The organism is Campylobacter showae, assembly GCF_900699785.1.
Taxonomy (GTDB): Bacteria; Campylobacterota; Campylobacteria; order Campylobacterales; family Campylobacteraceae; genus Campylobacter_A; species Campylobacter_A showae_D.
The window spans coordinates 1,202,838-1,226,703 of the sequence record NZ_LR535679.1 but is presented as its reverse complement, the minus strand read 5'-3'; the positions used below and the strand labels follow the sequence as shown (position 1 = coordinate 1,226,703).

Annotated in this window: 23 protein-coding genes, 5 tRNA genes and 1 other RNA gene; 19 read left to right on the top strand and 10 right to left on the bottom strand. The window is 44.8% G+C overall.

Annotation, left to right across the window (positions count from 1 at the left end; all coding sequences use genetic code 11):
* Nucleotides 1–12: 12 nt before the first annotated feature.
* From gyrB to E4V70_RS06110, 4 genes are read left to right on the top strand one after another with little or no spacing between them, the layout of a single operon-like run.
* The gene (gene gyrB / locus E4V70_RS06125; protein ID WP_122862278.1) at nucleotides 13–2,322 is read left to right on the top strand and encodes a DNA topoisomerase (ATP-hydrolyzing) subunit B; all 2,310 of its coding nucleotides are present in this window, start codon (nucleotides 13–15) and stop codon (nucleotides 2,320–2,322) included.
* 1 nt (nucleotide 2,323) lies between these two features.
* Complete coding sequence (locus E4V70_RS06120; RefSeq protein WP_122863661.1) at nucleotides 2,324–3,715, top strand: EAL domain-containing protein; 1,392 nt, start codon at nucleotides 2,324–2,326, stop codon at nucleotides 3,713–3,715.
* A gap of 9 nt (nucleotides 3,716–3,724) precedes the next feature.
* Nucleotides 3,725–4,432, top strand: coding sequence for a preQ(1) synthase (gene queF / locus E4V70_RS06115; RefSeq protein ID WP_122862276.1), 708 nt, complete (start codon nucleotides 3,725–3,727; stop codon nucleotides 4,430–4,432).
* On the top strand, nucleotides 4,429–5,658 hold the full coding sequence (locus tag E4V70_RS06110; protein WP_122862275.1) for an HD domain-containing protein: 1,230 nt from the start codon (nucleotides 4,429–4,431) through the stop codon (nucleotides 5,656–5,658). The genes queF and E4V70_RS06110 overlap by 4 nt, the downstream gene beginning before the upstream one ends.
* Nucleotides 5,659–5,662: 4 nt before the next feature.
* On the opposite strand, the gene ffs is transcribed toward E4V70_RS06110, so the two are convergent.
* Nucleotides 5,663–5,760: signal recognition particle sRNA small type (gene ffs, locus E4V70_RS06105), an RNA gene on the bottom strand.
* 53 nt (nucleotides 5,761–5,813) lie between these two features.
* Here ffs and E4V70_RS06100 point away from each other — a divergent pair.
* Nucleotides 5,814–6,248, top strand: a complete 435-nt coding sequence (locus E4V70_RS06100; RefSeq protein WP_122863124.1) for a hypothetical protein — start codon at nucleotides 5,814–5,816, stop codon at nucleotides 6,246–6,248.
* Nucleotides 6,249–6,258: 10 nt separating this feature from the next.
* Nucleotides 6,259–6,966, top strand: coding sequence for a DUF5625 family protein (locus E4V70_RS06095; protein WP_122862274.1), 708 nt, complete (start codon nucleotides 6,259–6,261; stop codon nucleotides 6,964–6,966).
* A 61-nt stretch (nucleotides 6,967–7,027) separates the two neighbouring features.
* Here E4V70_RS06095 and E4V70_RS06090 read toward each other — a convergent pair whose 3' ends face one another.
* A complete protein-coding gene (locus E4V70_RS06090; RefSeq protein WP_122862273.1) occupies nucleotides 7,028–7,714 on the bottom strand; it encodes an anaerobic ribonucleoside-triphosphate reductase activating protein in 687 nt (228 codons plus the stop codon).
* Nucleotides 7,715–7,731: 17 nt separating this feature from the next.
* Entirely contained in the window at nucleotides 7,732–7,893 is a 162-nt protein-coding gene (gene nrdD / locus E4V70_RS06085) for an anaerobic ribonucleoside-triphosphate reductase (protein ID WP_004321737.1), read from the bottom strand.
* Between the two features lie 148 nt (nucleotides 7,894–8,041).
* Between nrdD and tpx the strand changes: the two genes are divergently transcribed.
* Complete coding sequence (gene tpx / locus E4V70_RS06080; protein WP_122862272.1) at nucleotides 8,042–8,566, top strand: thiol peroxidase; 525 nt, start codon at nucleotides 8,042–8,044, stop codon at nucleotides 8,564–8,566.
* A 269-nt stretch (nucleotides 8,567–8,835) separates the two neighbouring features.
* Here tpx and E4V70_RS06075 read toward each other — a convergent pair whose 3' ends face one another.
* Both E4V70_RS06075 and purB read right to left on the bottom strand, forming a co-directional pair.
* A complete protein-coding gene (locus E4V70_RS06075; protein ID WP_122862271.1) occupies nucleotides 8,836–11,211 on the bottom strand; it encodes a ribonucleoside-diphosphate reductase subunit alpha in 2,376 nt (791 codons plus the stop codon).
* Entirely contained in the window at nucleotides 11,211–12,554 is a 1,344-nt protein-coding gene (gene purB, locus E4V70_RS06070) for an adenylosuccinate lyase (protein WP_122862270.1), read from the bottom strand. Before purB ends, E4V70_RS06075 begins: the two co-directional genes overlap by 1 nt.
* A 126-nt stretch (nucleotides 12,555–12,680) precedes the next feature.
* Between purB and E4V70_RS06065 the strand changes: the two genes are divergently transcribed.
* Both E4V70_RS06065 and E4V70_RS06060 read left to right on the top strand, forming a co-directional pair.
* Nucleotides 12,681–13,589, top strand: a complete 909-nt coding sequence (locus tag E4V70_RS06065) for a pseudouridine synthase family protein (RefSeq protein ID WP_122862269.1) — start codon at nucleotides 12,681–12,683, stop codon at nucleotides 13,587–13,589.
* Between the two features lie 10 nt (nucleotides 13,590–13,599).
* Complete coding sequence (locus E4V70_RS06060; protein ID WP_122862268.1) at nucleotides 13,600–14,193, top strand: hypothetical protein; 594 nt, start codon at nucleotides 13,600–13,602, stop codon at nucleotides 14,191–14,193.
* A gap of 69 nt (nucleotides 14,194–14,262) precedes the next feature.
* Here E4V70_RS06060 and E4V70_RS06055 read toward each other — a convergent pair whose 3' ends face one another.
* The 4 genes from E4V70_RS06055 to hisF form a co-directional block, all read right to left on the bottom strand.
* Entirely contained in the window at nucleotides 14,263–14,574 is a 312-nt protein-coding gene (locus E4V70_RS06055) for a hypothetical protein (protein WP_232037832.1), read from the bottom strand.
* A gap of 81 nt (nucleotides 14,575–14,655) precedes the next feature.
* The gene (gene rlmN, locus E4V70_RS06045; RefSeq protein WP_122862266.1) at nucleotides 14,656–15,747 is read right to left on the bottom strand and encodes a dual-specificity RNA methyltransferase RlmN; all 1,092 of its coding nucleotides are present in this window, start codon (nucleotides 15,745–15,747) and stop codon (nucleotides 14,656–14,658) included.
* Complete coding sequence (locus E4V70_RS06040) at nucleotides 15,744–16,409, bottom strand: purine-nucleoside phosphorylase (protein WP_122862265.1); 666 nt, start codon at nucleotides 16,407–16,409, stop codon at nucleotides 15,744–15,746. Before E4V70_RS06040 ends, rlmN begins: the two co-directional genes overlap by 4 nt.
* Before the next feature lie 37 nt (nucleotides 16,410–16,446).
* Nucleotides 16,447–17,202, bottom strand: a complete 756-nt coding sequence (hisF, locus tag E4V70_RS06035) for an imidazole glycerol phosphate synthase subunit HisF (RefSeq protein WP_122862264.1) — start codon at nucleotides 17,200–17,202, stop codon at nucleotides 16,447–16,449.
* 103 nt (nucleotides 17,203–17,305) lie between these two features.
* On the opposite strand from hisF, the gene rsmA reads away from it, so the two are divergent.
* From rsmA to E4V70_RS06015, 4 genes are read left to right on the top strand one after another with little or no spacing between them, the layout of a single operon-like run.
* Nucleotides 17,306–18,169: a 16S rRNA (adenine(1518)-N(6)/adenine(1519)-N(6))-dimethyltransferase RsmA gene (rsmA, locus tag E4V70_RS06030; RefSeq protein WP_122862263.1), complete on the top strand. Its 864-nt coding sequence runs from the start codon at nucleotides 17,306–17,308 to the stop codon at nucleotides 18,167–18,169.
* Nucleotides 18,117–20,267, top strand: coding sequence for a ribonuclease J (locus tag E4V70_RS06025; RefSeq protein ID WP_172603251.1), 2,151 nt, complete (start codon nucleotides 18,117–18,119; stop codon nucleotides 20,265–20,267). The genes rsmA and E4V70_RS06025 overlap by 53 nt, the downstream gene beginning before the upstream one ends.
* A 9-nt stretch (nucleotides 20,268–20,276) precedes the next feature.
* Nucleotides 20,277–21,236: a KpsF/GutQ family sugar-phosphate isomerase gene (locus tag E4V70_RS06020; RefSeq protein ID WP_122862262.1), complete on the top strand. Its 960-nt coding sequence runs from the start codon at nucleotides 20,277–20,279 to the stop codon at nucleotides 21,234–21,236.
* A gap of 1 nt (nucleotide 21,237) precedes the next feature.
* A complete protein-coding gene (locus tag E4V70_RS06015) occupies nucleotides 21,238–22,011 on the top strand; it encodes a pseudouridine synthase (protein WP_122862261.1) in 774 nt (257 codons plus the stop codon).
* A gap of 2 nt (nucleotides 22,012–22,013) precedes the next feature.
* On the opposite strand, the gene E4V70_RS06010 is transcribed toward E4V70_RS06015, so the two are convergent.
* Nucleotides 22,014–22,089 (bottom strand) — tRNA-Ala (locus tag E4V70_RS06010).
* 118 nt (nucleotides 22,090–22,207) lie between these two features.
* Here E4V70_RS06010 and E4V70_RS06005 point away from each other — a divergent pair.
* The 6 genes from E4V70_RS06005 to E4V70_RS05985 all read left to right on the top strand — a co-directional run bounded on the left by E4V70_RS06005 (nucleotide 22,208) and on the right by E4V70_RS05985 (nucleotide 23,662).
* Nucleotides 22,208–22,282 (top strand) — tRNA-Gly (locus tag E4V70_RS06005).
* A 25-nt stretch (nucleotides 22,283–22,307) separates the two neighbouring features.
* Nucleotides 22,308–22,394 (top strand) — tRNA-Leu (locus E4V70_RS06000).
* Between the two features lie 10 nt (nucleotides 22,395–22,404).
* Nucleotides 22,405–22,478 (top strand) — tRNA-Cys (locus E4V70_RS05995).
* A 19-nt stretch (nucleotides 22,479–22,497) separates the two neighbouring features.
* Nucleotides 22,498–22,653 (top strand): hypothetical protein, encoded by a 156-nt coding sequence (locus E4V70_RS10745; RefSeq protein ID WP_163026442.1) that lies wholly within the window; start codon nucleotides 22,498–22,500, stop codon nucleotides 22,651–22,653.
* Nucleotides 22,654–22,683: 30 nt separating this feature from the next.
* A tRNA-Ser gene (locus tag E4V70_RS05990) sits at nucleotides 22,684–22,773 on the top strand.
* A 157-nt stretch (nucleotides 22,774–22,930) separates the two neighbouring features.
* Nucleotides 22,931–23,662, top strand: a complete 732-nt coding sequence (locus E4V70_RS05985; protein ID WP_122862260.1) for a phage integrase SAM-like domain-containing protein — start codon at nucleotides 22,931–22,933, stop codon at nucleotides 23,660–23,662.
* The last annotated feature ends 204 nt before the right edge of the window (nucleotides 23,663–23,866 follow it).

Below are 23,866 nucleotides of genomic sequence, written 5' to 3'. Positions count from 1 at the left end.
AAAAGGTAAATAATGCAGCAAAATTACGGCGCGGAAAATATTAAAGTTTTAAAAGGGCTCGAAGCGGTTAGAAAACGCCCCGGCATGTATATCGGAGACACTAACATAAGCGGCCTACATCACATGATCTACGAGGTCGTAGATAACTCCATAGACGAGGCGATGGCGGGCTACTGCGATACGATCGATATCGAGCTAACCCGTGAAGGCTCGGCGATCATCAGCGATAACGGACGCGGTATACCCGTCGATATGCACCCTACCGAGAAAATTTCAGCCGCAACGGTCGTTTTAACCGTACTTCATGCAGGCGGTAAATTTGATAAAGATACTTATAAGGTTTCAGGAGGTCTGCACGGCGTCGGCGTTAGCGTCGTAAATGCCCTTTCTAAAAAACTGGTCGTAAATATCAAACGCGACGGTAAACTACACAGACAAGAATTTTCAAAAGGTATACCGCAAAGCGACCTTGAGATCATAAAAACTACGAATAGAACTGGAACTCAGGTAGAGTTTTGGCCGGATGACAGCATTTTTGAAGTTACGGAATTTGACGATGAAATTTTAACCAAACGCTTTAGAGAGCTAGCCTATCTAAATCCGAAAATCACGATAAATTTTAAAGATCAAAGAAATTGTAGAAACGAAAGTTTTCACTACGAGGGCGGACTTGAGAGCTTTGTAACCGATTTAAATAAAAACGAAGCCGTAAGCAAAGCCGTATCGTTTAGCGGCGGCGAAGAGGACGTTTTAGTCGATTTTGCGCTGATGTACAACGATACTTATAGCGAAAATTTATTAAGCTTCGTAAATAACATCAAGACCCCTGACGGCGGTACGCACGAGGCAGGATTTCGCGCGGGTTTAACTCGCGTGATAACAAACTATATCGCAGCAAACGCCGCAGCACGCGAAAAAGACACGAAAATCACGGGCGAAGATATCCGAGAAGGCCTTATTGCAGTTATTAGCGTTAAAGTACCCGAACCGCAGTTTGAAGGCCAAACGAAAGGAAAACTAGGCTCAAGCTACGTAAAACCGATCGTTCAAAAGATGGTTTTTGAGGTACTTAGCAAGTATTTTGAAGAAAATCCGATAGAAGCTCGCGCGATAATGGAAAAAGCGCTGATGGCGGCGCGCGGACGCGAAGCTGCTAAAAAAGCTCGCGATCTAACTCGTAAAAAAGAGGGTCTAAGCATAGGAACTCTGCCCGGTAAACTAGCCGACTGTCAGAGTAAAGATCCTACTATCAGCGAGCTTTATCTAGTGGAGGGCGACTCCGCGGGCGGCTCTGCTAAACAAGGACGCGATAGAGTGTTTCAGGCTATTTTGCCGTTAAAAGGTAAAATTTTAAACGTCGAAAAATCGCGCTTAGATAAAATTTTAAAATCAGACGAAATAAAAAATATGATAACCGCGCTAGGTTGCGGTATCGGCGACGAATTTGACGCCGAAAGGCTTCGCTATCACAAGATCATAATCATGACCGATGCCGACGTCGACGGTAGCCATATTCAGACGCTACTTTTAACGTTTTTCTTCAGATTTTTGCATAAAGTCGTGGAAAACGGTCACATCTATCTAGCTCAGCCACCGCTTTACCGCTATAAAAAGGGTAAAAAAGAAATTTATCTAAAAGACGAAAGAGCGCTGAATGAATTTCTAATCGAAACTGGCATCGAAGGGGTCGAGTTTGAAGGTATAGGAAATGCTGATCTTATAGACTTTTTAAAGATAGTCGCGGCTTACAGAAGCGTATTAAAAGAGCTTGAAAAACGCTTTAGCGTGATCTCTGCGGTTAGATATATGATCGAAAATCCAGATATAGTTTCAAAAAGCTACGGCGAAATTTATGAAATTTTGAAAAATTATTTAGAAGCGCAGGGACACAATATCCTAAACTCATACGTCAGCGAAGAAGAAGCTAGAATTTACGTACAAACTGAAAGCGGTTTGGAAGAGCTTTTAGTAAATGAAAATTTATTTACAAATCCGCTTTACGAAGAGGCGCTTTATATCAGCCAAAAGATAAAAGAGCGCGGCATAGAGCTAAAAGGCGACGTGATAGACGTGCTAGACGAGATAGAGAAAAATGCCAAAAAAGGCGCCTACATACAGCGCTATAAAGGCCTTGGCGAGATGAACCCCGAGCAGCTGTGGGAAACGACGATGAACCCTGAAAACCGCCGTTTGCTAAAAATAAATATAAACGATGCCGTAAGTGCCTCGGATACGTTTAATCTCTTCATGGGCGACGAGGTCGAACCGCGAAGAAACTATATACAAGAGCACGCAAAAGACGTGAAACATTTGGACGTGTAAAATGCTAAAATCAGAACTAAAAGAACGATCAAATAGGTTTAAAACCGCGCTCGAGGTGTCCTCGATTTTTATCTTAACCATTATCATTTTGGTGTATATTTTCGTTAAAAAAGACGATATAGATTTTGGTACCGACGATATTATTTTGATTGCGATTTTGGTTTTGTGTCAGGTTTATTTTACGGCTTATAAAATTTACCAAAGCTTTAAAACAAGCGTGCTTGATCAAGTTACGAAAGCCTATAATAGAGATGAAATTTTAAGACTTCTATCAAAGCAAGCTTTCAAATTTAAAGGCAAAAGCGGCGGCAATATGCTAATACTAAAGATCGAGAATTTAAACGATCTAAACGAGCGTTATAGCTTTGTTAGCACCGATATTTTGCTAAAACGACTAGTCGAGCGGCTGGAGAAATTTCTAAACGAAAAAGTGTCTAAAAACACTCTCATCGGTAGATATTCAAATGAGTATTTTCTAATATTTTGCGAGAGTAAAAGTACCGAGCTCATCCACCTTTTAAACGTTTTTGAAAAGAGCATTTTAAGCGACGGAATCTATAATATCGAGCTAAAGATCAAATTTGACGCTATCGACATAAATCACTCCGCAAGCCTCAAAAACTCGGTCTCATATCTCATCCAAAAGCTAAACGAGAGCGATAACGAGGATAAAGTAGATATTACCGACGATCTTGAAAAAGACGTCTGTAACTGCATCGATATGCAAAGATTTATCTTCCAAACTCAGCTCGTAAAAAGCCTTCGCTTCGGGCAAAATTTAAAAAATATCATCGTAAAAGTCTATACCGATAAACAAGGGCTCGTCTCAAAAGCAAAGGTGCAAAATATCGCGAATAAAAACGGCTATGAGGTGCTTTTTGACATAAACGTTATCAAAAAGCTATCCGAGCTTAAATTTAAAGACGAAGATCCGATCGTGATTGAAATTTCGTCGGTTTCGATTAGAAATTTAAAATTTACGAATTTTATAAAAGAGTTCGTGCAGCTAGGTAAAATCGATCCAAATCGCGTTATTTTCGAGTTTAGCGAGAAGCTAGTTTATGATGAGATAAATAGATTTAGAGAAATTTTGACGGAGTATAAAAACCTTGGTTTTCGCTTTGCGCTTAATAAATTCGGCGGTAACAACGCGGGCTTTGAATATTTTAAATATTTGCCGATAGATTTTGTTATTTACGACATCGAATTTAACAAAAATATCAAAAACGACAAATTTAAAACGCTGTTTGAAAATCTAAATTTGACCGCAAAAAGAGTAGGCGTAAAATCTATCGTGAGATTTGTGGAGGACGACGAGTTTTACAACATCGCGGAGCGTTATCAGACCGACTTCGCGCAGGGCTTTTTCATAGAGAAGCCAAAAGAAATTTAAAGGAAAAAAATGCAAGAAAATGAGGTCGTAGAGCCAAAATACGGCGAGAAAATAATAAACGAATTTGACGTAGAAAAAGACCTGGAAATCTGGGAAAACAAGCACGAGCGCGACTATAAGATCAAGATCACGCTGCCGGAGTTTTGTTGCTTATGCCCGCGCTCTGGGTATCCAGACTTTGCGACGATATATCTTGAGTACGTGCCTGCTAAATTCGTCGTCGAGCTAAAGGCGATCAAACTCTACGTCAATAGCTTCATGACGCGAAACATCAGCCATGAAGATAGCATAAATGAAATTTACGAAGTTTTAGAGCGAAAACTGGCGCCAAAATGGATGAAGATCACAGGCGACTTTAACCCGCGAGGCAACGTCCATACGGTGATCGAAATTTGCTCGGACGAGATAATCAAAAAAACGCAAGAACAAAGCTTTGAATCGTCTAAATTTGAGAAATTTACGCGAGATAGCGATCGAAGTTTCGATAGAGGCGGTTACGGCGGACGCGAGTCTAAATTTAGCAAAGACGGCTCTCGCGGTAAGAGTTTCGGAGCCGATAGAAGAGATACAAAAACCGGCGATAGAAAACCTCGTGCGAGTAAAGATAAATTTGACGATAAACCGCGAAGAACGGGCAGTAAAGAAGGCTTTAAAAAGCCTGAATTTGCCGGCGAAAAGCGCGCTCGCGTCGTGAAAAAATCATCGGAAGATAAATGATAAGCGCGCAGCTGATCGAGCACATCTTTAAAGCCGCGTCCATCTCGCGCTGGAACGACTATCCGAAGATGACGAATTTAGTCGAGCTTGATAAGCAAGCGCATAAATTTATCATCGCGTATTTTATCGCAAAACTCGAGCATAATGCCGATATGAACTACATCATCGAGGCTGGTATTTTCGAGTTTCTCGCGCGAGTAGTCGTCACGGATATACGCCCGGACGTGTTTCATCAGATGCAAAAAACCAAAAACGAGCAGATAAATGCCTGGGTATTAACGATCCTAGAAGGGCTCGTAAAAGACGTCGAGGGCGGTAAGTTTTTAGATCGTATGCGCCGATATCTCACGCACAAGGACAAGGCTCACGCCAAAGAGCGCCTGATCCTAAAGGCCGCTAGCTATCTCGCGACGCGCTGGGAGTTTTCTATCGTTTATCAAACGAGCAAATTTTTAAGCGACATAGACGAGCTAAAAGCGCGCGTAGAGGAGGAACTGGAGGATTACTATGAGCTAATAGGCGTGCGTAAAATCGTCATGAATCAAAAGCTAGCCAAGCTAGTCGATCTAGCCGGCAGACTTCGCTTTCAAAAGCGCTGGGCGCAGACGCCTCGCATCCCTGAAACGGCAGTGCTTGGTCACATGCTAGTCGTGGCCATTTTGAGTTATTTTTACTCTCTTGAGGTTAAGGCCTGCAAATCAAGGCTAGAAAATAACTTCTTTTGCGCGCTCTTTCACGATCTGCCAGAGTCGCTAACGCGCGATATCATTAGCCCCGTAAAATACGGTATCGAAGGGCTAAACGAGATAATCAGCGAATACGAAATGCACCTGATAGACGAGAAAATTTTGCCTTTCGTACCTGAAAATTTTAGAGACGAGTTTAGCTATATCCTGGGCATCCGTATGGAAGGCGGCAAATTTATCAAAAATGAGTTTGAAAACAGGATCTGCGAGAAAAAGCCTCTACATCACGAGGGTACGATGGAGAACGTAAACGAGGATAAATTTAACGCCATCGACGGTAAAGCGCTTAAATTTTGCGATAAACTCGCGGCGTTTTTCGAGGCGGGGATATCGATCAGCTACGGCGTAAAGTCAAACGAACTAACCGAAGGCTTTAATAATATGGATAAATTTTTTCAGAAAAATCAGAGCTTGGACGGAGTGAATTTTTTAAAAGTTTGCGATGATTTTAAGGAGCATTTTTCGCTTTTGCAGGTTTAAAAACCCTCTCTCAGATGACTGCGGCACACGCCTAGCCTAAGTGCTCTGCTGTGTTCCCACCCTGAAGCGGTGCCTAGAAAAGACATTGCACAGGTCTAAGAAAGGGCAAGAGCGATTTTACTCAAATTTTACTTAAATATATTTTAGGCGGCAACATGGGATTTGATATAAAATGTAAATTTTTGTCGTTGTTTAGGGAGTTTTTGGTCTATCACCACCGCTCGCTGGAGTTTCGTGCGAAGGTCTTTGCGGCTATCATCTCGGCCAAACTCAATCCCGAAGAGGACGATTTTGAAAATTTATACGATATCTCGAGCGAAATTTACGGCGGCGACGAGAACCGCAAACGCGTACTTATAGAAACCACCAAAGAATACGTCTCCCGTATCAAACGCAAAGACCCTATGACGCTTGATAGCTTGCTCTTGGCGATCGACCAGGCCATCAGAGCGAACAAAAACTACGCGCTAAAGATCGACTTCGAGCACCTGCGCAGGCTCATAGACGCCGACGAATACGAAGGCCTCGTGCAGCAACGCGTGTATGATTTCTTGCTATATGAGGTAAAAACCTACGCGCCAAACAGATAAAACGTTAAATTTGAAGGTCAAATTTTGCCTATTTTTGCTGCTTTTTTGCGGTGTTTTTTATACGGCTTTTTATTATGGATTTGATTTTTTTGCCGAAGATGTGCTTGATGACGGCATTTATAAAGAGGTCGATATGTCGGAGGCCGGCAGCGCGACCGATATAAATTTTACCGTCAAAAAGGCCGGTATCTACGAGATAAGTTTCATCTACGCGCAAGATCCGCAAAAGCAAAAAGAGGAAGAAAAGCTCAGCGAGGAGGTCTTCCCGGGATACGGCAGCGACGAGTTTACGAAGTGGTTTTGCCGGAAAACTACAGCTGCTAAGCTAGCCGGCTACTACGGTTATACGACGCAAGGCGTCCCTGAACCCATGGGCACGAGCGAAGAGGAAAAAGCGGCCTGCACGGGCGAAAAAATATTACTAAAAGTTATGCTCAAATCTCTACAAAACCGCAAAATAAACTACGTAAAAGGCGGCGAGGTGAACGATCTAAAACAAAATTTAAGCGCCCTAACCGAGACCTTTGATCTGTCAAAATACGGCGCGACTTCATGGTACAGCGCTCCAAACGGAGGCTTTGCTCACGATAAAGTTTTGCTCCGAGCAGAGCTCGAAAAAGGCGAATACAGCGTAAAAGTGCAGGCTGTAAGCGACGCGCCTGAGCTAAAAAAGATCGTGACGTTTATTAAAATTAGCAAATATCACAACTGGAAGTGATGATTTGCGAGATTTTGCACGCCAAATTTGCCCTTTTGAGTATCAAATTTGACTAAATTTACTAAAAATTTCTAAGTCCTATTTCTAAATTTGAACGGATCGAATTTAGATCAAATTTAGCCTTCGCCTGCGTCAAATTTCCGAAATTTTCGCCAGTGTCGAGGAAATTTTGTAGATAATAAACACCTCTGTATCCGTGCTCGTACAAAATCTCGCTCATAGCAGAGATATCGGCCTCGTCTAGCAAGTCTGCATGCACCGTCGTTCTAACCTCAAATTTAAAGCCGGTTTGCAACAAAAACTCAAGCGTTTGCAAGAAATTTATATACAAATTCGAGCCTGCGACCTTGAGAAATTTCTCTTTCGTCGCTTTAAAATCAAGCGCGATGTAGTCGATCAAATTTAGCGAGATAGCCTGCTGAATAATGGTCAAATTTGAGCCGTTGGTATCGACCTTGAGCGAAAAGTCGCGCGACTTTACTTCGCGAGCTAGCGGTAAAAACGCTGGGCTAAGCGTGCATTCGCCGCCGCTAAAAACCACGCCGCTAAGCTTGCCTTTGCGCTTGTCTAAAAATTTGATAAACTCGGCGCAGCTGATCTGTCCGGCGCCCGTGACGATAGGGACATTGTAACAGTAGGCGCAGCGCATGTTGCAGCCCGCAAACCACGCTATACAGGCTGTTTTGTCTGGGTAGTCGAGGGTCGTAAATGGGGTGAGCGAGTAAAGCGGAAAATCAGCGTCTTTCACGTTTTACTCGCAGGTGTTTAGCGGGATTTTGGCTCGCAAAATTTTACGCGCTCTTTGTGCTCGCCTTTTTTGCCGAGGTTAAAGCTCTCTACAGGGCGGTGGTAGCCCATCACGCGGGTGTAAACGACGCATTTCGTGCGCTTTGCCTCAAGCGAAGCTAGGATTTCTTTGTCGCTCATTTGTCACTCCTTGATAATTGATGTCAAATAGTATAGCACTTTGTAGATAACTAGCGTCTTAAATTCCGCTGCATGCTTTTGTTTTTCAGCCGTTGTTAAAAGTATGGTAATATCCGAGTTACGATTAAATTTAAAACAAAGGAAAAACATGACGAAAGTCAAATTTCACGGCGCGGATATCGCGCTAAAAGGCGAAGAGGTATTCGTGGGCTCATATGCGCCCGAAGTAGCACTTGTCGGACAAGATCTAGGCGAGTTTAAGGTCGGCGGCAACAACGGCATCGAGATATTAGTCGCCGTTCCGTCGCTAGATACGGGCGTTTGCGCGACGGAAACGCGTAAATTTAACGAAAAAATGGCAGCCAAAGCGGCGATCAAGCTAAGCGTGATCTCGATGGATCTGCCGTTTGCGATGGGTAGATTTTGCTCCACGGAGGGTATCAAAAATTTAAAAGTCGGCAGCGATTTTAGAGCTAAAGAGTTCGGCGAAAAATACGGCGTAATCATCGGCGAAGGGCCGCTTGCTGGGCTTTTAGCCAGAGCCGTTTTCGTCATCAAAGACGGCGTTATCATCCACAAACAAATCGTCCCTGAGATCACGGACGAGCCAAACTACGACGCGGTGTTTGACGCGATAAAATCAAGCGGAGGTTGCGGCTGCGGGTGCATGTAAGCCGCTACATTTAAAGGCCGCGAGAGCGGTCTTTTCTGCATAAATTATTAATTTTTTACGCTTAAATTTACTTCTCATCTTTTAATATAGCGATAGTTTTTGTCTCAAATTTTAACTCATATCCATAAATTAAAATCGTCTTTGCTTGTGCTTGTGATTTAGCAGCGCAAAAGTTAGGTAAATTTAAATGCAGTAAAAGCGAGTCGTGCTTAAATTTGCCAAAAATCCAAGCAAATTTAAGCACTCGCCAGTAAAATTTGGTCTAAATTTTACTGACAACCCTCGCACTCGATCGAGCGATCGGCTACGTTGTTTAGTTTTTCGCTATCAGGGCTTTCGGAGCGTAGATAGTAGGTCGATTTTAGTCCCAGCTCCCACGCGAGCGTGTAAATTTCGCTCAGATATCCGCCGCTGGCTTTGTCTAGGCTCATGAAAATATTTAGACTCTGGCCTTGGTCGATCCACTTTTGGCGGATGGCGCCGGCACGCACGAGCACGCGCTGATCTAGCTCGTAGGCAGGCGTGTAGAACTGCCACGTCTCAGGGCTGAGATTTGGCACTACGTTTGGTATCATGCCGCTTAGGTTGTGCTCGAACCACTTGCGCTTATACACGGGCTCGATCGTCTGCGTGGTGCCCACGAGTATGCTGATGCTCGACGTCGGCGCGATCGCCATCAGATAGCCGTTTCGCATACCGTCTTTTTTGACCTTTTCACGCAGTTTACTCCAGTCGCAGGCGTTCTCGTCAAATAGCCCGCCTCTGTCGTTTAGAAGCGCTTTGGCGTTTGCGTTTGCCGTGTCGATAGGCATCACTCCCCTGCTCCACTTTGAGCCTTCAAAAAGCGGATACACGCCCTTTTCTACCGCCAAATTTGAGCTGGCGTAGATGGCGTTATAGCTGATATTTTCCATCACGCTATCGATCAGCGCAAGGTGCTCGTAGCTGCCCCATTTCACGCCGCGTTCGGCTAGCATCTGCGCCTCGCCCATGACGCCAAGGCCGATCGAGCGGGAGGCTAGGTTGGTGTGTTTTACCTTTTTGTGCGGGTAGAAATTTAGATCGATGACGTTATCTAGCATGCGTACGGCGATCGGCACGACGCGCTCGATGTCCTCTTTTTTGTTGATTTTGCTTAAATTTATGCTCGCGAGGTTGCACACGGCGGTTTTGCCCTCGACGCTTTCTTTTTCGACGATAAAAATTTGCTCGCCGCCGATACTATCTAGCGCGCTTAGTTTTTTGGCTTTTTTGGTTATGCCGCTATCAACGGTGACGTCTTCTTCCTCGTCAAATAGCCGCTCGGAGCCGTTATCAAACGTGATCTTGATCTTGTAGTAGTTTGGTTGCGTATTTTGGAAAATTTCGGTGCATAAATTTGAGCTTCTGATGATGCCGTCGTGGTCGTTCGGATTGGCTTTGTTTGCGTTATCTTTAAAGCACAAAAACGGCATGCCCGATTCAAAATAGCTAGTTAAAATTTTCTTCCACAGTTCCTTTGCCATGACGACGTTTTTTTGGATCTTTTCGTCGTTTTCGTATGCTAGGTAGCGAGCCTCGAACTCATCGCCGTATAGATCGCACAGATCGGCGACCTCTGCTGGGTCAAATAAGCTCCAGCGCGCATTTTCTTTGACGCGTTTCATGAAAAGGTCGTTTATCCAAAGCGCAGGGAACAGCTCATGCGCTCTGCGGCGCTCTTCGCCCGAGTTTTTGCGCAGATCCAGGAAGTCACTAACGTCCATGTGCCACGGCTCGACATAGACGGCTATCGCGCCCTTTCTCGTGCCTAACTGATCGACGGCGACGGCGATGTCGTTCGTGACTTTTAGAAACGGAATTATACCGCCGGCCGCGTTTTTATGTCCGTCGATGCTGCCTCCCATAGCGCGCACCTTGCACCAGTCCCAGCCGATACCGCCGCCAAATTTGCTAAGAAGAGCCATCTCTTTGTAGCTATCGAAAATCCCCTCGATATTATCGGGCGTACTTCCCACGTAGCAAGAGCTTAGCTGATGGCGCGTCGTGCGGGCGTTTGAGAGTGTCGGAGTGGCGAGCATGACTTCAAATTTAGATATGAGGTCGTAAAATTTCTTCGCCCAGCCTTGGCAGTCTAGCTCGTTTTGCGCTAGGAACATCGCGATCGCCATAAACATCTGCTGCGGTAGCTCTATCGGCGCTCCGCTGCGGTCTTTGATCAGGTAGCGGTCGTATAGCGTCTTGATGCCTAGATATGCAAACTGCAAGTCGCGCTCGGTCCTGATGTAGTCGTTTAGGTCGTCCAGGTCGTATTTTTCTTTTAGCCCCGGGATGACGCGACCCGCTTTTTCGCCCTTTTGCAGATAGTCGCGTAGGTGGTTGTAGCCGCTAAAGCCCGTGACCTTGTGATAAAGGTCGTATAAAAACAGCCTCGCCGCGACGAAGGTCCAGTTCGGTCGGTCGATGTCGATCTTTTCGACGGCCGTTTTGATGAGGGTTTGCTGGATCTCCTCGGTCGTTATCATATCGCGAAATTGAATTTTCGCGTCCACCTCAAGCTCGCTTAGGCTCACGTTTGCTAGCCCAGCGACCGCCTCGCTCGTGTATTTTTTGATCTTGCTTACGTCAAGCTCTTCCGTGCGTCCGTTTCGTTTTAGTACTTTCATTAAATTTCATCCTGCTTTCCGAATACTCTTTTAAAAATCCCGTCCACGTGCCTAGCGTAATAAGCATAATCAAAGCACTCTTTTATCTCGGCCTCGCCTAGGCTTGCGCGTAGCTCCTCGTCGGCGAGCAAATTTTGCAAAAATAGGCTCTCGCCGTTTTCGTTTATCGCTTTTTTGCCCTCTTGTAAATCCGCCCAGACCTTCATCGCGTTGCGCTGTACGATCTTATACGCGTCCTCGCGAGAGATCCCGCGCTGAGGAAGCTGTAAAAGCACGCGCTGAGAAAAGACGAGCCCGCCGGTCAAATTTAGATTTTTCATCATATTTTCCGGATAAACTACCAAATTTGCGATCAAATTCGTAATGCGCGCGAGCATAAAATCAGCCGTAATGAAGGCGTCCGGTAGGATAAATCGCTCGACCGAACTGTGGCTGATATCGCGTTCGTGCCAGAGCGCGACGTTTTCGAGTGCAGGCGTCACGTATGAGCGCAGCATTCTGCAAAGGCCGGTGATGTTTTCGCTAAGCACGGGATTGCGCTTGTGCGGCATCGCGCTAGAGCCCTTTTGACCGGGGCTAAAGTATTCCTCGGCCTCGTAAACTTCCGTCCTTTGGAAGTGTCGCACGGCGACGGCGATCTTTTCGCAAGTAGCGGCTAGGACGGCGATCGCGCTGATGACGTGGGCGTAGCGATCGCGCTGGATGACCTGATTTGACGCGGGGGCTGGCTTTAGGCCTAGCTGCTCGCAGGTTAGCTCCTCAAATTCAAGCGGTGCGTGAGCGAAATTTCCCATCGCGCCGCTTAGTTTGCCGTAGGCGGCGACCTCTTTGGCGTCTTGCAGCAGCTTTAGTGCGCGCGCCACCTCGTCATACCAGACCGCAAGTACGAGTCCGAAGGTGATCGGCTCGCCGTGAATGCCGTGGCTGCGGCCGACCATCATCGTGTTTTTATGCTCCTGCGCTCTGGTTTTGATCGCGCTCATGAGGCCTTTTACGTCCTCGATAATGAGTTCCATGCTGCTTTTGATCTGAAGCGCGACGGCGGTATCGATGCAATCTGAGCTAGTCATGCCGTAGTGCACGAAGCGGCTCTCATCGCCCAGACTCTCGCTCACGCTCGTTAGAAATGCGATCACGTCGTGCTTGGTCGTCTTTTCGATCTCGTCGATGCGCGCTACGTCAAATTTTGCGTTTTTGCAAATTTTCTCGCAGTCCGCATCGCTGATAAAACCCAGCTTATTCCACGCTTTGACCGCAGCCTTTTCGACCTCTAGCCACGCGCCGTATTTTGCCTGCATATCCCATTTTTGCGCCATTTGTTCGCGCGAATATCTCTCTACCATCTCTTTAGCCTTTTTTATGCGAATTTTTGTATAATTTTTTAAGGAAAGATTATATAAAAACTGGGCTGAAATCGCGGTTAGTATCCGCTAAATTTGCCCTTAAATTTTAGATTTAAAGAGTGAAAATTGCCTTATATTCATAAATTTATCGCGCATGCCCAAGGGCAAAAAGCATATGAAATTTTACTGCAAAACGGCTATAAAATGCGTGAAGCCCAGCGCCTAATCGACAAAGGTAGGCTTTTCTGCGACGGCGTAGTCGTCAGCGAGAAAAATACCTTGCTAAGCGGCGAAATTTGCCTGATAGAGTACGAGACGAATCCGCGCGGGCTAAAGCCAATTTTTGAGTGTGAGAAATTTGCGGTTTTTGATAAACCTAGCGGCGTGCTCAGTCACCCAAACGGCAGGCACTGCGAGTACTCGTTAAATGACGAAATTTGGGCGCTATATGGCCGTGAGGCCTCGGTCGCACATCGTCTAGACTGCGAAACGAGCGGACTCATCGTCGTGGGCAAAGATAAAAATGCGGTCGTAAATTTGAAAAAACTTTTTGAAAATCGGCAGGTTTATAAGAGCTACGTCGCGCTCGCACACGGAAAGATAAGCGAAAATTTGCGTATCGAGGCAAATATGGATCTAGCAAACGACTACGACGACGTAAAAATGCGAATGCGAATTTGCGAGGACGGTAAAAGCGCTGTGACGGAGATTTCGCCGATAGAGTATTTTGCTGATATTGATGCGACTCTGGTGCGAGCCGTACCTCTCACGGGCAGACAACATCAAATTCGTTTGCATTTGTTCCACGTGGAACATAAGATTTTAGGCGAACCGCTCTATGGTCTCTCGCGACCACAAATCGAAAAAATTTTAGATAAAGAGATGAGCGAAAGCGAGCGAATTTTGATAACAGGCGCGCCGAGGTTACTGCTGCATTCGGATGAAATTTGCTTTAAATTTGACGGCGTAGAGTACAAAATAAAATCCAAATTTGACGCTAGAAACGAGTTTTATAACCTCGTAAAGTCAAAGTAAAAGATAAGCAATGAAGTTAGATATCAAGCAGTTAAAATCAGAATTTGAAAGCGGACTAAATACGCAAAATTGGTTTAAAAGCGTTGGCAAGCACTCGTTAGACGCCGATAAAATTTTCGCTCCGTTTAGCGTTAAATTTGTAAAATTTGAGCAGCTACCAAAGCTGTTAAAATCAAACGAATGGAACAATATCGACCTTGATATATTTGCCGAAATTTGTCGTTTTAGCGATCAAATTTTACGGCAATACTCGCTGATGGATGAGCTCGCAGGCGCGGCTAGGGAGATTTTATCGGTTAAAAAAGATCATTTGATCCAAGATATCCGGGCGTGCGGCTTGCCGGCTGAAACTTATGATTATTCGGTGTTTCCGATTGTTCTGCGTGCGTTTCAAGAGTACGGCATACGTAAAATTTGCCCGAATTTCCGCATTGATTTCAATACAAATTTGCTAAAAATATTAATTTTAGGCTATCTTCCTTGCGGCTGGAAGCATAATGTACCAAAGCTCCGGGAGGCTTATAACCCAATTACATTTGTGGGCGATAGCGTAAGGTGGCAGAATAAATTTAGCTACGGTGACGGAGTGTTGTATGTTTATTAAAAAATAAAATTTAACCACAATTAATAAAATCTAGGGTTTTACTTTTAGCGCTATTGTGTTATAAATTTTCTACTGATTTGCCTTATAGTTTGAAAAATAATCTCCGAATTTTTCTTCTACTTTTTTGAAATTTTTTATCTTATACGCATCTTTTTTGTCGCGATGATAGAGCATCAGATAGGTCGTAAAGTGTAAAATATCCAAAATTTCGGCACGCAAATTTTTATCTTTTATCTCGGTTTCTAGGCAAATTTTTAGGATTTTCTTAAAAACTTTCTTATCGAAATAGCAAAAATCATAGAGCAAAACGAAAAACGAGTCGTCGTTATTTCTGTCTATTTGCTCTCTTAAAAATGCTATATCATCGGTTTCGTTCGTCATAAAAAGCTGTCTTTATGATCAGTCCGAGCCCTATAAAAACCACAACGCAGACAAAAACTATCTGGGATATATCAAGTAGCGTCATTTTGCCGTCTTGGCTATCGTTTTGCCGCTTGTTTGATTGTCGCGCTCTTTTAGCTGACCGCACGCCGCGCTGATGTCAAGGCCCTTGCTTTGCCTGATGGTGCAGGTCACGCCGTGATCGCGTAGGTACGTCTGAAATGCCTCCATATCGGCCGTGTTCGGGCGTCCGTATTCGCTGCCTTCGTGCGGATTAAAGTAGATCAAATTTACCTTCGCCTTGATGCCGTGCAGCAGCGAAATGAGCTTTTTAGCGTCTTTTATACCGTCATTCATGTCTTTTATGACGAGATATTCAAACATCACTCGCTTGCGCATATCTATCGGAAAGCCCCTCACAGCCTCCATAACGGACTCGATTTTGTAGGCGTTATTTATCGGCATCAGTTTGCTGCGAAGCTCGTTAGTAACGGCGTGCAAAGATATCGCTAACAGCACGCCCAGATCCATCTCACCGAGCTTTTTTATCTGGCTACCTAATCCGCTCGTACTAACTGTTTGGCGGCGCGGCGCGATAGCTAAGCCGTCGTTTTCTTTTAAAATTTTTATAGCCTTACTAACGTTTTCTAGGTTATCTAGCGGCTCGCCCATACCCATATATACGACGTTTACGCGGCGTTCGTATGGGATTTTATTTTCTCTTTTTATCCACAAAATTTGCCCCACTATTTCACCCGGCGTTAGGTTTCTAGTTAGTCCGCTCTTGCCCGTTAGGCAAAACGAACAGCCCATACGGCAGCCTACCTGCGAACTAACGCAGATCGTATAACGAGCGTGACGCGCTATCTCGCCGTTTTCATCGCTGAGCTCCTCTTTCATCGGCAGTAGTACGCTTTCTATCCGTAGTCCGTCTTTGAGCTCGAAAAGATATTTGATCGAGCCGTCGTTGCTCTGCTCAAATTTAACGCATTTTAGCGGATCAAGGTAAAACTCCTGCGCCAAATTTGAGCGCAGATCTTTTGGCAAATTTAGCATCTCGTCAAAACTCATCGCGTTTTTTTTGTATAGCCACTCGAAAATTTGCTTCGCGCGAAATGGCGGCGAGAGCTGTTCTTTTAGCTCGTCTAATGTAAAATCAAGCAAATTTTTCAAATGATTTCCTTTTGTTTTAGGTATTTTTCGAGCTCTTTTTTGGCCTGCTCGTGGTTTTTTATAAAATCGGCATGTGCGTTTTTATCGCAAAAATTCGTCGCTACGAATATGCCGTAAGCGGGGATTTGAAATTTTTGCGCGACTTTAAGAACGGCAAAAAATTCCATATTTTCTAAAAGATATCCGCGATCGAAAAGCTTATGAGCCAAATTTTGGTCGATCGTGATAAAATTTGAAGAATTTACCTTGCATGTTCCACGTGGAACAACAGAAGCGATTTCGGCCTCTATCGGCGAATAGCTCTTGTTTTCTAGGCTTGAAATTTCGATGTTTGCCGCGGCCGAGCTCTCGTAAATTTCAAAAACTTCACCTTCATTGTAGAGGCCTGCCGAGCCTATAAAAATAATCTCACTCGGTAGTGCGTTTAAAATTTTATCCGGATTTTGTGAAGATTTCGCGCTTTGCAAAATAGGCGAATCAATCAAATTTAGCCTCTCGTCAAGCTGCCCATTAGCCGTCAAAATTTGCTCATATCTACCGCAACCATCAATCATAGCTCGCTTTTGCAAAAGCGCCGTCAAATTTATGCTCATATCCACGAGCCCTACGCCCATTGGTAGCGCAAATGGAAAAATCTCGTTTCGTCCCGCTGAAATAATCACGCCCTGCCCTTTTGCGCGCTAAATTTGAGTTCGAATTTCACAGCCTAACCTCGATACCTTGCTCTCGCAAATACGTCTTAAGTGCCTTGATTTCAATCTCTCTAAAGTGAAAAATGGAGGCCGCCAAGCACGCGTCCGCACCCGCTAAAAATGCGTCCTTAAAGTGCTCCATTTTGCCCGCGCCGCCGCTTGCGATGACGGGGATGTCAAGCTCGCTAAAAATTCGCGTCAAATTTAACTCAAATCCGTTTTTAACGCCGTCGCAATCCATCGACGTGAGTAAAATTTCGCCTGCACCGCGCTCCTGCGCCTCTTTCGCCCAAGCAAGCGCATCTTTGCCGGTATCTAGCCTGCCGCCGTTTATAAACACGCTATAGCCCTCGCCCGTCCTCTTCGCGTCGATTGCGACTACGACACACTGCGAGCCGAATTTGTTCGCCGCTTCGTCTATCAAATTCGGATTTTTGATCGCGGCCGAGTTTAGGCTTATTTTGTCGCAGCCGACGTTTAGTAGGCGCGAGATATCGTCAATCGTGCGTATGCCGCCGCCCACGGTTAGCGGGATAAAAAGCTCGCGCGCGACACGCTCTACGACATCCACGATCGTATCGCACTTAAGGTGCGACGCCGTGATATCGAGGAAGCACAGCTCGTCCGCACCCTCCTCGTTGTAGCGTTTGGCTATCTTGACCGGATCGCCCGCATCCACGAGACCTACGAAATTTACGCCCTTTACCACCCGTCCGTCTTTGACGTCTAGGCATGGGATTATGCGTTTTGCAAAATGATTCATCGCTCTTCTTTAGCTAAAATTTGGCTTTATATTAGCTAAATTTGACTTATCTAATCATTACATAAGATATTTTTGGGTAAAATCGGCGAAATTTAGGAAAAAAATGGAAAATATTAAAGCAAAAAAATGCTTCGGGCAAAATTTTTTACACGACGAAGCGACGCTAAACAAAATCATCCAAGCGATTCCCAAAGATACGCAAAATATCGTTGAAATTGGGCCTGGCTTAGGTGATTTGACATTTAGAATTTTGCGGATTTGCGACGTAACTAGCTATGAGATAGATACCGAGCTTTTTGCGCTGCTACAGAAAAAATTCGCAAACGAAATTCAAAACGGACGATTGAAACTTTTTTGCAAAGACGCGCTGGATCAATGGAGCGAAGACGGCCTAAGCGATGAGCCGTATTTTTTAGCGGCAAACCTGCCCTACTACGTCGCTACGAAGATGATCTTAAATGCGATCGAAGACGAGAAATGTCGCGGCCTGGTCGTGATGATACAAAAGGAAGTCGCGCTCAAATTTAGCGCAAAAAGCGGCGATAGAGATTTTAGCTCTTTGGCGATTTTAGCCTCGCTTCAAGGCGGCTGTGAGCTGCTTTTTGACGTGGATGCGAGCTGCTTTAACCCGCCGCCGAAGGTGACTTCTTCGGTTATAAAACTGCAAAAAAGTAAAAATTTAATAGGCGAAACCGGAGTATTTGAGAGTAAATTTGAATACGAAAAATTTAAAACTTACCTCAAAATCGCCTTTAGCGCGCCTAGAAAAACGCTAATGAAAAATTTGAGTTCAAGCTATAAAAAGCCTGAAATAGAGCGAATTTTTAGTCTGCTAAATTTGAGCGCAAATATCCGTCCGCACGAACTAAATGTCGATCTTTATCTAGAAGTATTTAAAAATTTAAAGGAAGATAATGAACGACAAGAACGAAGAAAAAGCGGTGGTTTCTCAGGGCAAGAGCAATAAAAAACGCAGATTTCGCCCGAGAAATAAAAATAAACAAGAAAATTTAGATCAACACGCGCAAAACGGTGAGCAAAAATCTAGCCAAAGCGTGATAGATAATTTCTTTTTAGAGCCTTTTGACGGCGGCGAACAGCATGCCAAAAACGGCGAACATACTAACGCTAACAAACAAAACGGCAAAAAAAATCGCAGTAAAAACGGCAAACAAAACTCCCAAAACGGCGTGCAAGGCGAAAATAAAAACGCTAACAAGCAAGCCGCTAACGCTGAAAATCAAACAGCAGAAGCTAAGCCTAAAAAACAGAGAAAACCTAAGAAAAATTTACCCGCCAAGCTAAACGGAAACGAGCAGTGGCAGCAAGATATAGCTAGCGCGATGGAGGCGAACAAAGCCGTCCATGAACTACGCCTCGAGCCGATGAAATACCTAAATTCGACCGATCACAGGATCCGCGTCACGCCTCTTGGCGGGCTGGGCGAGATCGGCGGAAATATGACGGTATTTGAGACCGACACGAGCGCGATCATCGTGGATATTGGTATGAGCTTTCCTAGCGAGAGCATGCACGGCGTGGATATCCTGATCCCCGACTTTGACTACGTACGCAAGATAAAAGATAAGATAAAAGGCGTCGTCATCACTCACGCACACGAGGATCACATCGGCGCGGTGCCCTACTTTTATAAAGAGTTTAAATTTCCGATTTACGCCACGCCTTTGCCGCTCGGTATGATAAATAACAAATTTGAAGAGCACGGGCTAAAGCAGGAGCGTTCGCTTTTCCGCTCGGTCGAAAAGCGCAAGCCGTATCTGATAGGGGATTTTGAGGTCGAGTGGATACATATCACCCACTCTATCATCGACGCTAGCGCGCTAGCCATCACGACAAAGGCAGGCACTATCATCCACACTGGCGACTTTAAGATCGACCATACGCCGATCGACGGCTACCCGACAGACCTTGGCAGGCTCGCATACTACGGCGAGCGCGGCGTACTGTGCCTGATGAGCGACAGCACAAACAGCTACCGCGAGGGATTTACAAAAAGCGAAAGCAGCGTAGGCAAGACCTTTGACGCGATTTTCTCAAAAGCTAAAGGCCGCGTGATAATGAGCACGTTTAGCTCCAACATCCACCGTGTCTATCAGGCGATCGACTGGGGACTAAAATACAACCGCAAGGTATGCGTCATCGGCCGCAGCATGGAGCGCAACCTCTACACGGCGATGGAGCTTGGCTATATCAAGCTTGATAAGAAAATTTTCATCGACACTAACGAAGTCGGCAAATTTAAAGATAACGAAGTGCTGATCGTCACCACCGGCTCTCAGGGCGAGACGATGAGCGCGCTATACCGCATGGCTACCGATGAGCACAAATACATCAAAATAAAGCCGACCGATCAGATCATCATCAGCTCAAAGGCGATACCTGGTAACGAAGGCAGCGTCTCTACGGTGCTAAATTTCCTCATCAAATCAGGCGCTAGCGTCGCGTATCAGGACTTTAGCGAGATACACGTGAGCGGTCACGCAGCACAAGAGGAACAAAAGCTGATGCTACGCCTAATAAAGCCTAAATTTTTCCTTCCCGTCCACGGCGAGTACAACCACATCGCAAAGCATAAAGAAACGGCCGTAGCCTGCGGCGTGGATGAGCGAAATATCTACCTGATGAGCGACGGCGATCAGATAGAAATTTGCCAAAAATACATGAAGCGCGCCAAGACGGTAAAAACGGGCAAGGTATTTATCGATAACCAAATCAACAAGCAAATTTCAGACGACGTCGTGATCGATAGGCAAAATTTGGCAGAAGCGGGCGTTGTGATGATCATCGCGCAAATTTCCCGCCACGGCGCTAAGCTTATAAACAAACCTCGCGTCATCAGCTACGGACTCGTGGGCGATAAGCAAGACGGCGAGTTTAGAAAAGAGATGGAGGGCGTGCTGGAGCAGTATCTAGGCAACGTCAAAGAGGAGCTTTTAAAAGACGGTAGGATGCTCGAGGGGCAGGTGCGCCAGGTCATCCGTAAACATATCTTTAGAAAAGTCAAAAAATACCCGACCATCGTGCCGATCATATACCTGATGTAAGGGCGCAAAATGAGCGATACAATCAAAATAGCCGCTAACGTGCTAAAAACGGAAGCTAACGAGCTAACGAGAAATGCCGAGATTTTAGATGTCGAATTTGAAAAAGCGGTTGAGGTCTTATACAAAACCAAAGGCAAAGTCGTGGTCACTGGCGTGGGCAAGAGCGGGCACGTGGGCGCAAAGATCGCCGCCACGCTTGCTAGCACGGGCACGCCTAGCTTTTTCATGCATCCGACCGAGGCAATGCACGGCGATCTGGGCATGATCGGCAAGGACGATACGCTGCTAGCTATCAGCTTTAGCGGCGAGAGCGAGGAGCTAACCAAAATCCTGCCTCACGTGCAGCGTTTTGGCGTACCGATAGTTGCGATGGCGAGGGATAAATTTAGCACGCTCGGTAAATTTAGCAACGCGTTTGTGAAACTTGACGTTAGCAAGGAGGCCTGCCCGCTGGACGCCGCACCGACTAGTTCGACTACGCTAACGTTAGCCTTAGGCGATGCATTAGCCGTTTGTCTGATGCAAAAGCGCGGATTTAAAAAAGAGGATTTTGCAAATTTTCATCCTGGCGGAAGCCTCGGCAAGAGGCTATTTTTAAAGGTAAAGGACGTGATGAGAAGCGAAAATTTACCGATAGTGCGCTGGAATGCGAGCCTAAAACAGGCTATCGATACGATGACGCACGGCAAACTCGGCACCGTCCTTATCGTAGATAAAGACGGCGTTTTGGACGCTATTTTGAGCGACGGAGACCTTAGGCGGGCACTGATGAGAGAGGATTTTGATCTAAACGATGCCGCGATCAAATACGCGACGTTAAAACCAAAAGAGCTAAACGATAAAGAGATGTTAGCGATCGATGCATTAGCGCTCATCGAGCGGTACAAGATCCAACTCCTAGCCGTCGTGGAAAACGGCGTGCCTGTGGGCGTTCTGCACATCCACGACCTTGCAAATTTAGGATTATAAAATGCAAAAAAACAGACTAAATAAATTTATATCGCATAACACGAGTTATTCGCGTAGAGAGGCCGACGAGCTCATAAAGCAGGGCAAAGTTAGCGTAAACGGCCGCGTAGTTAGCGAGCTAGCTACTAGCGTTAGCGATGAAGACAAAGTAAAGATAAACGGCCGAATAGTGAGGCTAAAAAAAGAATTTACCGTGATCGTTTATCACAAACAAAAAGGCGAGCTGGTTAGTAAAAAAGACGACCGCGGACGTAAAACGATCTATGATAGTTTGGACCGACAGTTTGCTAAATTTGTTAGTATCGGGCGACTTGACTACGCTAGCGAGGGGTTACTTTTACTAACGGACGCCCCGGCGATCGCGACTGCGCTGATGAACAGCGACGTAGAGCGCGAATACTATCTAAAGGTAAAAGGCGAGATAACGCCTGAGGTTATAACGGCGATGAATGATGGCTTTTTTGCCGCGGACGCTACCAAGGGCGCGCATGCTAAAACCGCGATAAAATCGATGGAATTTAAGCCGTTTTTGGACTATAAAATTTTTGGCTCGAGCGGCGGCTTTACGAAGCTAAAAGTCGTGATAAACGAGGGACAAAACCGTGAACTACGCCGCTTTTTCGGCTATTTCGACCTTGAGGTAATGGATCTAAAACGCGTTAGTTTCGGTTGCGTAGATCTTGGTATGCTAAAGCCCGGTAAATGGCGATATTTTGAAAACGGCGAATACGAAGCGCTCAGGGATTTTTTAAAGGTTAATAATATTAGATATTAGTATGGTGGAGTTAAGCGGGATCGAACCGCCGACCTCTTGAATGCCATTCAAGCGCTCTCCCAGCTGAGCTATAACCCCAATTATTGAAAAGATTTTGGAATTATATCATTTTTATCTTACGAAATTTTGAAATTTGATGAAATAAAATAAAATTTTAAGCAAAAATCAGCTAGAATCTCATTTCTCAAACAAAAATGCGGGAATAGCTCAGGGGTAGAGCACAACCTTGCCAAGGTTGGGGTCGCGAGTTCGAATCTCGTTTCCCGCTCCATCGGTTTTAAATTTAGGGAATTTTTGCCCGGGTGGCGGAATGGTAGACGCAAGGGACTTAAAATCCCTCGGTATTTTTTACCGTACCGGTTCAAGTCCGGTTTCGGGCACCATTGACTTTTAGGCGACATAGCCAAGTGGTAAGGCATGAGCCTGCAAAGCTTTGATCCCCGGTTCGAATCCGGGTGTCGCCTCCAAAAATTATAAGGAGAGAAAATGCGTTATTTACTAGTGCTATTATCTGCTGCTTTGTTTATGGTTGGCTGTTCAAATACTTGGCACGGAGTCAAAGAAGACACGGGCAATGCTGTTGAATGGTCAAAGGAAAAAGTCAATAAAGGCGCTTCCTACATTAAGGAAAAAACCGAATAAATTTGGCTATAATTAGCCGAAATACTTTTACGGGAGATGGCTGAGCGGTCGAAAGCGGCGGTCTTGAAAACCGTTGAGGTGTGAAAGCCTCCTGGGGTTCGAATCCCTATCTCCCGGCCACTACCACTATTAAAATATATCTTTAAATACCTGTACTTCAGCATTTTTAAGCAGCTTATATCATCATATTTTCGTCTCAAATTTCGGACGATTTTATTTTGTTACACCAAATTTGGGTTTCTGTTTCATCGTTTGCTTATTAGATTAGGAGTCTGCAATGACTTCTAAGTTAATAACCAAGATCAAAAATAGACCAAGTTACTACTATTTTGATAAAGCATTAAAAGACGATAAGACTATCACTGTCAAGTATTGTTTGTTTACAGACAATGAGTTTGAAGCCAAAGCCATCGCTTTAAAAATAAAAAATGAAGCCGATAATAGACGCGATCCTGCTCAAACCAAGAATTTTATAGATTTACCGTTAAGATACAAGATACGCAACATTCAGAAAAATATTAAAAATAAATCGCATCGACTATCAACGACCGAATATAAAGAAATATTTGAAAAAGTTATATCGGGTATTTATGGGATTGTCGAAGCCGACAATGATATGTTGGTCGATAGAAAAGAATGTCAAGAAAACGATAGGCCAAAGAAAACACAAAAATCAATAAAATTTACGGATATAGCATCCAGATACGCTCAAAACGAAAGCAAGAAGTCAAATAGCAAAAACAGCGGATACTATCAAAGAGTAGCTAGGACGCTTAACGTTTATTTTAGGCGTAAGACATTGGGTCAAATTTCCTACCAAGACTGCGAGGATTTTCAATTACATCTCTTAAATAATAAAAAGCTTAACAAAAAGACCATCAATAGCTACACGTGCTACGCAAGTAGAATGTTTGACTATACTATCAAAATAGGCCTTATATCTCAAAACCCGCTTAAGCTTTTAAGCTCGTTTAAAATTTTCCAAAGATCAAAAATCGCCGAAGGATAATTTTAGCATGGAGGAACTCGTTAAAATTTTTAAGACGGATAAAAAAGAGCTTAAAGATTATATGGCGTTTGCCTTGCACACTGGACTTGGGCTTAGCTAAATTTGGAGCTTAAATGAAATTAGCGTAAGCGAGCGAGACGGCATTAAATTTATCAAAGTTCAAACCACCAAGCAAAAAGGCGGAGACGTTAAATTTAGAGAGCT

Coding starts and splice junctions, on each gene's coding strand:
- gyrB (WP_122862278.1), top strand. CDS start 13: ATGCAGCAAAATTACGGCGCGGAAAATATTAAAGTTTTAAAAGGGCTC.
- E4V70_RS06120 (WP_122863661.1), top strand. CDS start 2,324: ATGCTAAAATCAGAACTAAAAGAACGATCAAATAGGTTTAAAACCGCG.
- queF (WP_122862276.1), top strand. CDS start 3,725: ATGCAAGAAAATGAGGTCGTAGAGCCAAAATACGGCGAGAAAATAATA.
- E4V70_RS06110 (WP_122862275.1), top strand. CDS start 4,429: ATGATAAGCGCGCAGCTGATCGAGCACATCTTTAAAGCCGCGTCCATC.
- E4V70_RS06100 (WP_122863124.1), top strand. CDS start 5,814: ATGGGATTTGATATAAAATGTAAATTTTTGTCGTTGTTTAGGGAGTTT.
- nrdD (WP_004321737.1), bottom strand. CDS start 7,893: ATGAGCGACAAAGAAATCCTAGCTTCGCTTGAGGCAAAGCGCACGAAA.
- tpx (WP_122862272.1), top strand. CDS start 8,042: ATGACGAAAGTCAAATTTCACGGCGCGGATATCGCGCTAAAAGGCGAA.
- E4V70_RS06075 (WP_122862271.1), bottom strand. CDS start 11,211: ATGAAAGTACTAAAACGAAACGGACGCACGGAAGAGCTTGACGTAAGC.
- purB (WP_122862270.1), bottom strand. CDS start 12,554: ATGGTAGAGAGATATTCGCGCGAACAAATGGCGCAAAAATGGGATATG.
- E4V70_RS06060 (WP_122862268.1), top strand. CDS start 13,600: ATGAAGTTAGATATCAAGCAGTTAAAATCAGAATTTGAAAGCGGACTA.
- E4V70_RS06055 (WP_232037832.1), bottom strand. CDS start 14,574: ATGACGAACGAAACCGATGATATAGCATTTTTAAGAGAGCAAATAGAC.
- hisF (WP_122862264.1), bottom strand. CDS start 17,202: ATGAATCATTTTGCAAAACGCATAATCCCATGCCTAGACGTCAAAGAC.
- rsmA (WP_122862263.1), top strand. CDS start 17,306: ATGGAAAATATTAAAGCAAAAAAATGCTTCGGGCAAAATTTTTTACAC.
- E4V70_RS06025 (WP_172603251.1), top strand. CDS start 18,117: ATGAACGACAAGAACGAAGAAAAAGCGGTGGTTTCTCAGGGCAAGAGC.
- E4V70_RS06020 (WP_122862262.1), top strand. CDS start 20,277: ATGAGCGATACAATCAAAATAGCCGCTAACGTGCTAAAAACGGAAGCT.
- E4V70_RS06015 (WP_122862261.1), top strand. CDS start 21,238: ATGCAAAAAAACAGACTAAATAAATTTATATCGCATAACACGAGTTAT.
- E4V70_RS10745 (WP_163026442.1), top strand. CDS start 22,498: ATGCGTTATTTACTAGTGCTATTATCTGCTGCTTTGTTTATGGTTGGC.
- E4V70_RS05985 (WP_122862260.1), top strand. CDS start 22,931: ATGACTTCTAAGTTAATAACCAAGATCAAAAATAGACCAAGTTACTAC.